Consider the following 8,077-nt stretch of genomic DNA (forward strand, 5'->3'; position numbering starts at 1 on the left):
TCGACCACAGAGCAGGATCCCAACTTTCCGTTACACCGTCGTGTTCCGTTGTCCACATGGCACGGCCTCCAGGGTGATGGCCGAGTACACGCCGCGACTGTTTCAAAACGACTGCACCAGCCCGGTAAATGGTTTCGTCGGCGGCTTTTCCCTGTCGAAACCGCCGGACTGCCGGCGCGGGGCACAACGGGGCATTTTGATGCGGCCTTTGAGCCCCGTTTGGCGGTATTTTGGCCCCAAAATGCCAGCGGGCGGGTTCCCCGTGGTTGCGGCGCAAAACCGGGCTCTGCTATACGGCGGGTGCGATCCCCCGATTGAGGCCTTATATTAATGTCCGTTGATGCCGCTACCGTTCGCCGCATCGCGCATCTTGCGCGAATTGCGGTCGCCGAGGCCGAAGTTCCCCACCTGCAGGGCGAACTGAACGCCATGCTGGCGTTCGTAGAGCAGCTTTCGGAGGTGAATGTTGACGGCGTCGAACCGATGACCTCGGTGACCCCGATGGAAATGAAGAAACGTCCTGATGTGATCAATGACGGCGGGATCACCGACGATGTCGTCAGAAACGCGCCCGACACTGTGAACCATTTCTTTCTGGTGCCGAAGGTCGTGGAATAACTCTTTCTTTGTTCGAGATCGGAAGTCCGATGTGCATGCTCTGCGACGATGAAAAGGCCTACCAAGCCTACATGAACTATCTCGACGCGATGGAGCGGCAAGGCAAGGTCGCCGATCCCGACAAGGCGATGGACGCCGTCCTCGACGCGCTTGAGGCGTCCGAGCTGACGCGGCCCAAGCAAGACGACCCCGCGAGCGACAAGACCCTGTCTCCATTCTTCTGCAGCCCGATCAATAAATGACCGATTTGATTTCGATGACGATCGCCGAGGCCAGGAATGGCCTCGCGAACAAGTCTTTCACCTCGCTTGAACTGACCGACGCGCACCTTGCCGCGATCGAGGCGGCGCGCGCGCTCAACGCCTTCGTGCTGGAAACGCCGGACAAGGCCCGCGCCATGGCCCGCGCGATCGACGCCAAAATTGCAAAGGGCGAGGGCGGTCCGTTGGCCGGCATTCCGCTCGGCATCAAGGACCTGTTCGCGACCAAGGACGTGCGCACCACTGCGTGCTCAAAAATCCTCGGCAATTTCGTGCCGCCTTATGAGTCGACCGTCACTTCGCAACTCTGGCGCGACGGTGCGGTCATGTTGGGCAAGCTCAACAACGACGAATTCGCGATGGGCTCCTCGAACGAGACCTCGTGCTTCGGCCCGGTGGTCAATCCGTGGCGGCGCGAAGGCTCCAATACCTCGCTGGTGCCGGGCGGTTCGTCGGGCGGCTCGGCTTCCGCGGTCGCCGCATTGCTTTGCATGGGCGCGACCGCGACCGACACTGGCGGTTCGATCCGCCAGCCGGCGGCCTTCACCGCCACCGTCGGCGTCAAGCCGACCTACGGCCGCTGCTCGCGCTGGGGCATCGTCGCGTTTGCCTCCTCGCTCGATCAGGCAGGGCCCATCGCGCGCACCGTGCGCGACAGCGCGATCCTGATGCGCTCGATGGCGGGGCACGATCCCAAGGACACGACGTCGGTCGATCGTGCGGTGCCGGACTACGAGGCCGCGATCGGCAAGTCCGTTAAAGGCATGAAGATCGGAATCCCCAAGGAATACCGCCTCGACGGCATGCCGGCCGAAGTCGAAAAGCTCTGGACCGAAGGCGCAGCCTGGCTGAAGGCGGCCGGCGCGGAGCTGGTCGACATATCGCTGCCGCATACCAAATACGCGCTGCCGGCCTATTACATCGTGGCGCCGGCCGAGGCGTCGTCGAACCTGGCGCGCTACGACGGCGTGCGCTACGGCCTGCGCGTGCCCGGCCGCTCCATTGGCGAAATGTACGAGAACACCCGCGCCGAAGGTTTTGGCGACGAAGTGCGCCGCCGCGTCATGATCGGCACCTATGTGCTCTCCGCCGGCTATTACGACGCCTATTACCTGCGCGCGCAAAAAGTCCGCACCCTGATCAAGAAGGACTTTGAGGATTGTTTTGCGAAGGGCGTCAACGCAATCCTGACGCCGGCGACGCCATCGGCGGCGTTCGGCGTCGGCGAGAAGGGTGGCGCCGATCCCGTGGAAATGTATCTCAACGACATCTTCACGGTGACTGTGAACATGGCGGGACTGCCGGGCATTGCCGTTCCCGCCGGCAAGGATGCGCAGGGGCTGCCGCTCGGCCTGCAACTGATCGGACGTCCCTTCGACGAGGAGACGCTGTTCTCGCTCGGCGAAGTGGTCGAGCAGGCGGCCGGACGCTTCACGCCGGCCAGATGGTGGTGAGGCCATGGCAGATTTCAAGGCCAGCCTTTCCGATGACGCGCCGCCGCCGGCGCTGAGCCCGTCGCTCACCGCGTTGTGGTGGGCTGCCAAGGGCAATTGGGACGCGGCGCATAAGATCGTTCAGGACGAATCCTCGGCGGAAGCGGCGTGGGTGCACGCCTATTTGCACCGCGTGGAAGGTGATCTCGGCAACGCCGGTTACTGGTATCGCCAGTCCGGCCAACCAGCGGCGATCGATTCGCTTGAGGCAGAGTGGGACCGGATCGTCTTTACATTGCTGTTGGGAGAACGGACATGACGGCGGCGAGCGGCAAGCTGATCAAGGGCGCCACAGGCGATTGGGAAATGGTCATCGGGCTCGAGGTCCACGCCCAGGTCACCTCGCAGTCAAAACTGTTCTCGGGCGCCTCGACCGAATTCGGCGGCGAGCCGAACACCCATGTCTCGCTGGTCGATGCCGCGATGCCCGGCATGCTGCCTGTCATCAACGAGGAATGCGTTCGTCAGGCAGTTCGCACCGGTCTTGGGCTCAACGCGCAGATCAATCTGCGCTCGGTGTTCGATCGCAAGAACTATTTCTATCCAGATTCGCCGCAGGGCTACCAGATCAGCCAGTACAAGTCGCCGATCGTGGGCGAGGGCGTGGTCGAGGTCGAACTCGACGGCGGGCGCACGGTCAACATCGGCATCGAGCGTCTGCACCTGGAGCAGGACGCCGGCAAATTGCTGCACGACCAGGCGCCGTCGCTGTCCTATGTCGACCTCAACCGCTGCGGCGTGGCGCTGATGGAGATCGTGTCAAAACCCGACATCCGCGATGCCGAGCAGGCCAAGGCCTATGTGACAAAACTGCGTTCGATCCTGCGCTATCTCGGCACCTGCGATGGCGACATGGAGAAGGGCTCGTTGCGCGCTGACGTCAACGTCTCCGTGCGCAAGCCGGGCGGGCCGCTCGGCACCCGCTGCGAGATCAAGAACATGAACTCGATCAACTTCATCGGTCAGGCGATCGAGTATGAGGCGCGGCGCCAGATCGAAATCATCGAGGATGGCGGCGTCATCGATCAGGAAACGCGGCTGTTCGACCCAAACAAGGGCGAGACGCGCTCGATGCGCTCCAAGGAAGAGGCGCACGACTACCGGTACTTCCCCGATCCCGATTTGCTGCCGCTCGAGTTCAGCGAAGCCTATGTCGCCGGCCTGAAGGCCGATCTGCCGGAATTGCCGGACCAGAAGAAGGCCCGCTTCATCGATAGCTTTGGACTGTCGCCCTACGACGCCAGCGTGCTGGTGGCCGAGCGCGAGAGCGCGGACTTCTATGAAACCGTGCTGGCCGGGCTCACCGACAAGGCGCGCGACGGCAAGCTTGCCGCCAACTGGGTGATCAACGAACTGTTCGGACGCCTCAACAAGGAAGGCCGTGATATTACGGGCTCACCGGTGTCGGCGGTGCAACTCGCGGCGATCGTCGACCTGATCGGCGAGGGCACCATCTCCGGGAAGATCGCAAAGGACCTGTTTGAGATCGTCTGGCAGGAAGGTGGCGACCCGCGTGCGCTGGTCGAGACGCGCGGCATGAAGCAGGTCACGGACTTAAGCGCAATCGAGAAGGTGGTGGACGACATCATCGCCGCCAACCCGGACAAGGTCGCGCAGGCGAAAGCCAAGCCGCAACTCGCCGGCTGGTTCGTCGGCCAGGTGATGAAGTCGTCCGGCGGCAAGGCCAATCCGCAAGCCGTCAACGATCTCTTGAAGGCGAAGCTCGGCATCTGAAGCGTCCCGTAACGGGACGCTTTCGCCGTCGCTGCCGTCGCGATCGACGCGCGCAAGCGTGCATCGATCGCGCATCGCGGATCAAAATCATTGTCACGACGGACAACGGGATCAGCGAATCGGTCGCTGCGATTCGTCCCAAAAATCGGTTTTGGCGAGCGCCGATGAGACGTGGAGGCTGTATCCACGAAAATTTTTTTATTGCCAAAATTCGCGACTCAGAGTCCGCGCAAGCGGCTTTTGGGCGGTCTTGCTGAGTCGCGATGACGTTGGTTGCGCATTGATCATTGCATGCGTGAATCGCCAAAACATCTATAGTGCAAGCGTTTCCTTCAATATTGACAAACGCCGACGTCGGTCGTTGCTGCACTTTTTGCATCGCTGCGCGAGCTTGTTGCGCCGCCGCCGAAGGATGCTTCGAGCGCGCCCTCGCATTCCCGCGTCAACACTTCCTTAAGCGGGACGCTGTTTTTTTGAACGTGTTGGTGTATTCGGGATGTAGTGCACATCGATTCCCGAGTGCACGCAGCGAACTAAGCCATCTCACTTACATTAGGAGGGCAACATGGCCAAGAAAGCTAAGAAGGCAAAGAAGGCGAAGAGCGCAGTGAAAAAGACTGCGAAGAAGACCCGCAAGGTCGCCAAGAAGAAGAAGTAAGCTCTCGTCTTTGAGAGAATTGCCGGCGGCTTGATGCCGGCGCGTCACTCGAGCCTTCAGACGGTTTGCTTCTCGGAGCAAACATAATCCGGAAGGCTCGGTCGACGAAAGAGGGTGTCGGCGAGACATCAGGTCAAACGGCTGGATCGACTTTCGGAAGAGTTCGCTTTTCCAAAACCGGTCCGGCAGAAGAAACGAGTTTTCTTCGTTCGGTGCGGAATCTTTGCTCCGCAATTTCACCGGGCCAAAGCCCGATTGAAATCTGGTCCTGACGTGTTCGCCGACGCCCTCGTTCCCCGGAACGCCTCCTGTTCCCCGGAACGGCTGCTCCCCGGAACGTCTTGCGTTCCGATCGCCGCGCCTTTGGCGCCCGGCAGGTTGATCTTTCCAAATCCCTTTGGGTTCCTGTCCTGACCGCCCACGGCCGCCGGGCGGGCGCAGATCGCGCCCATGCGTCACCGCGCATCGGTCAGGCGCGCACCCGCCCGATCCATTGCGGGAACTTTTGCAATACCAGGTCTTCCGTTTCCGCCGATGATGGCGCGCGCGAGATGCGAGGCGTCGCGATGGTTATCGTTCTGCCAAGCGGCACGGTAAACCGGTCTTCACGAATCCTCACTTGTTGCTGCGGCACAGGCACTTCTGCGATTCCCCATCGGCGCCCGGGCGCTTCACGTTTACACCCCGTTCATCGCGATATTTAAACTGCCCTTCAAATTTGATGGGCCATGATCATCCCAACAAGCCGGCAAACGGCGCGGGGCGATAACGGGACGTTTTGACAGTGGACAGGGGCCGCGCTCGGGGGAGGGCGGCAACAATAAAAAGGGGAGACTACGATGTTTCAGGGACAATTCGATCTGGAAACGGCGACACCGGTGGAGACCGCAATCCCCGACCTGCTGTTCGAGCGCGGCCTGTACTGGGCGAGCGGCCGTTCCGGCGTCGTCAACCTGGTCGCCGCCCATAAATGGTTCAATCTCGCCGCCCTGAAGGGCCGCGCAGACGCGATCTCGATGCGCCGCGAAGTCGCCGAGATGATGTCGGATGTCGAGATCGCCACGGCGCAGCGCGAAGCCCGCGCCTGGATGACCTCGCACTGAGTTCGCGAGCCGCGACGGAGCGGCCGGAATGCCTGGTGTCTCTGTACCGGCATCGGCAGCATCCAAAATGGCTCAGTGTCCACTCAGCACCAGTGTCTTGACGGGCAGCAGCAGGGCCTGAATCCGCAACAGCAGGGCGTGCACGAGGCCGGTGGCGTCGACGACGTGCAGCGCAAAGCTCTTGAACGCGCTGAGCTTGCCTGACGCGATCCGTTCGTGATTGCTGGTGTAGGCGTTGGCGATACAGCTGCTGCCGGGCGTGACGCCCTCCAGACCGCCCCGGTAGATCGGCTCCATGAACACGAGAATGGTGCCCGGACGCGCGGTGTTCTGCGCCTCGATCAGTTGTTCGCCGCCCCTGAACTGGCCAGCCGCGATGTAGTCCTGCACAACGGTAACCACCATCGGAATGATCACCCACGGCTTGGAAATGCAGGTGGCCTCGGCCACCATTCCGACTTTCATGACCTGACCCTCGATCTGGCCAAATCCTGCCATGAGAGCCCTCCGTCCCGCGCCCTCCGGAATGAGAACGCCGGCCGTCCGTATCATTGGATTGACGATATCGCCCGGCCTCAGCCCGAACTGCTCGACCCGCCCGTCGAACCCGGCACGAATGAAGGTCTTGTCCAGATCGACCTGCGCTTCGGCCAGCGCTGCCTCCGCGCTTGCTTTCTCGGCGGGAAGAAGAGCGGTGACGCGGACCGCCGCGGATTGTTTTGCAGCGTTGGCGGCATCAAGCGATCCTTGCCGGCCCGCCTGCAGCACCTGCAGCTTTTCGATGTCACGCTGCGGGACGATGCCGGGATTGCGTTGCTGCAGGTCCCGCTTGGTGTTCAACTCGTCGGTGGCTTGCTGATAATCGCCCTGAGCCTGCAGGATCTGCCCTTCCGCCTTGAGAACATCGGCCTGAGCCGACAGCATGGCGGCATCGACTTCGGCGATCTTGCGCTTGGCCGTCAGCAGCGCGGCCTCCTGCTTGGCGCTGTCCAGTCTGAAAATCACCTCACCTTGTTTGACGTTCGCGCTGACATCGATGTTAACTTCGGCGACCCGGCCGGCCACTTCGGTCATGATCGGGACGGTCCGGTAGTACATCGTCGCCGTATTGGTCGAGGGATGATAATAGAAGATCATCGTGATCAGCGCGACTGTGAGCATCAGGCAGGTGATGATGCCATATCGCAGCTCGAACCAGACCGAATAAAGCGTGATTTCGTGGCCGATGCGCTTTCCCTGCCGATAGCGGCGATAGAGATAGTCCGGCAGTATCGTCACCAGCGAGCAGAGGATGATCTCAAGCATGAGCCTTTGCCTCACTCTTGGCGGCGGGGCCGTGCGTGCCGGCGTGGGCTGCGGTTTCTGGAGCCGGCTCGGTCGGGTCTGGTTCGGGCGGGCCGCCGGCCATCTTCTCGACCGATCCGGCGATCCTGCGCAGCGGCGTGCCGAAGTCGGGCAGGTCGATCATGGCGAGGAGCAATCCGATCACCCAGAACAGGTGGTTGTGCGTAAACAACGCCAGCAGGCCCAGCACGGCCACGATCTCAAATTGCAGCTTCTGCGTTTTGTGGGCCATCCGTTCCGGCAGCGTGTGCAGGTGCAAATAGAGATTGCCGACCCCGACGACGGCGGCAATCAGGATAATGCCGACAACGATCATCAGGACGTCGGTGTCTCCCGGCGCCGTGATGAAGCCTGGCAGATGATGAGGGGCGGCAGGGTGAAGGGATTCGCTCACGCAACTCTCCATTCCGAAAGAGCAAGCCGAAGTATCAAGCAATGCACCAAGAAGGCATGGACAGGCGCCCGGCTAGGCGCAGCCATCTTTGCATAATGCGGGAACTTGGCAAGCACGGGTTGTCGTTGCGAGTTGGTGCTTCGATTCTGATTTGCCTTCCGCAACGTGAAATTAGCCCGATTGCGATGATGGTCTTCTGATCTGAATCAAACAATGTGAGGGCATGGGTCCACATTCTCACGGCATGAGATGCCCGAGTTTTGCGTCACTTTTCGCCCTTCCTGAAGGAGGAGGGCGCAGGGAAGACCGGATGCGCGCTGCACCCGCGGTCTCGTGTGCGGTTTGCACTGAATAGGCTGCACACGAGCATACAGGGCAGCGGTGAACACCCGGCCTTCCCTGCGCAATGGCTTTACGGCTTATGCCGTGATCTCCCCGGAGACGAGTTCTTGGTTGACTCCGTCGCTGCCGGT

Annotated in this window: 9 protein-coding genes; 6 read left to right on the forward strand and 3 right to left on the reverse strand. The window is 61.4% G+C overall.

Annotated elements, in window-relative coordinates:
- The first annotated feature begins 330 nt into the window (after positions 1-330).
- Genes gatC through gatB form a run of 5 tightly spaced genes read left to right on the forward strand, consistent with a single transcriptional unit; the run spans position 331 to position 4,105 of the window.
- Positions 331-618 (forward strand): Asp-tRNA(Asn)/Glu-tRNA(Gln) amidotransferase subunit GatC, encoded by a 288-nt coding sequence (gene gatC, locus JQ609_RS05590; RefSeq protein WP_212272294.1) that lies wholly within the window; start codon positions 331-333, stop codon positions 616-618.
- Positions 619-647: 29 nt separating this feature from the next.
- On the forward strand, positions 648-860 hold the full coding sequence (locus JQ609_RS05595) for a hypothetical protein (protein WP_212212263.1): 213 nt from the start codon (positions 648-650) through the stop codon (positions 858-860).
- Positions 857-2,332, forward strand: a complete 1,476-nt coding sequence (gene gatA / locus JQ609_RS05600) for an Asp-tRNA(Asn)/Glu-tRNA(Gln) amidotransferase subunit GatA (protein WP_212272295.1) — start codon at positions 857-859, stop codon at positions 2,330-2,332. The genes JQ609_RS05595 and gatA overlap by 4 nt, the downstream gene beginning before the upstream one ends.
- 4 nt (positions 2,333-2,336) lie before the next feature.
- Entirely contained in the window at positions 2,337-2,630 is a 294-nt protein-coding gene (locus JQ609_RS05605; protein WP_212272296.1) for a hypothetical protein, read from the forward strand.
- The gene (gatB, locus tag JQ609_RS05610; protein WP_212272297.1) at positions 2,627-4,105 is read left to right on the forward strand and encodes an Asp-tRNA(Asn)/Glu-tRNA(Gln) amidotransferase subunit GatB; all 1,479 of its coding nucleotides are present in this window, start codon (positions 2,627-2,629) and stop codon (positions 4,103-4,105) included. Before JQ609_RS05605 ends, gatB begins: the two co-directional genes overlap by 4 nt.
- Before the next feature lie 1,127 nt (positions 4,106-5,232).
- On the opposite strand, the gene JQ609_RS05615 is transcribed toward gatB, so the two are convergent.
- Positions 5,233-5,403, reverse strand: a complete 171-nt coding sequence (locus JQ609_RS05615; protein WP_212272298.1) for a hypothetical protein — start codon at positions 5,401-5,403, stop codon at positions 5,233-5,235.
- Positions 5,404-5,602: 199 nt separating this feature from the next.
- Here JQ609_RS05615 and JQ609_RS05620 point away from each other — a divergent pair, with 199 nt between their 5' ends.
- Positions 5,603-5,866, forward strand: coding sequence for a hypothetical protein (locus tag JQ609_RS05620; protein WP_192733680.1), 264 nt, complete (start codon positions 5,603-5,605; stop codon positions 5,864-5,866).
- A 72-nt stretch (positions 5,867-5,938) separates the two neighbouring features.
- On the opposite strand, the gene JQ609_RS05625 is transcribed toward JQ609_RS05620, so the two are convergent.
- Together JQ609_RS05625 and JQ609_RS05630 are read right to left on the reverse strand one after the other, a co-directional pair.
- A complete protein-coding gene (locus tag JQ609_RS05625) occupies positions 5,939-7,171 on the reverse strand; it encodes an HlyD family secretion protein (RefSeq protein ID WP_212272299.1) in 1,233 nt (410 codons plus the stop codon).
- Positions 7,164-7,604, reverse strand: coding sequence for a hypothetical protein (locus JQ609_RS05630; RefSeq protein ID WP_312014802.1), 441 nt, complete (start codon positions 7,602-7,604; stop codon positions 7,164-7,166). Before JQ609_RS05630 ends, JQ609_RS05625 begins: the two co-directional genes overlap by 8 nt.
- Between the last annotated feature and the right edge of the window lie 473 nt (positions 7,605-8,077).

This window comes from Bradyrhizobium sp. AUGA SZCCT0169 (assembly GCF_018130085.1).
GTDB lineage: Bacteria > Pseudomonadota > Alphaproteobacteria > Rhizobiales > Xanthobacteraceae > Bradyrhizobium.

Bases quoted from the DNA above. Each gene is read 5' to 3' on its own strand.
- gatC (WP_212272294.1), top strand. From the start codon at position 331: ATGTCCGTTGATGCCGCTACCGTTCGCCGCATCGCGCATCTTGCGCGA.
- JQ609_RS05595 (WP_212212263.1), top strand. From the start codon at position 648: ATGTGCATGCTCTGCGACGATGAAAAGGCCTACCAAGCCTACATGAAC.
- gatA (WP_212272295.1), top strand. From the start codon at position 857: ATGACCGATTTGATTTCGATGACGATCGCCGAGGCCAGGAATGGCCTC.
- JQ609_RS05605 (WP_212272296.1), top strand. From the start codon at position 2,337: ATGGCAGATTTCAAGGCCAGCCTTTCCGATGACGCGCCGCCGCCGGCG.
- gatB (WP_212272297.1), top strand. From the start codon at position 2,627: ATGACGGCGGCGAGCGGCAAGCTGATCAAGGGCGCCACAGGCGATTGG.
- JQ609_RS05620 (WP_192733680.1), top strand. From the start codon at position 5,603: ATGTTTCAGGGACAATTCGATCTGGAAACGGCGACACCGGTGGAGACC.
- JQ609_RS05625 (WP_212272299.1), bottom strand. From the start codon at position 7,171: ATGCTTGAGATCATCCTCTGCTCGCTGGTGACGATACTGCCGGACTAT.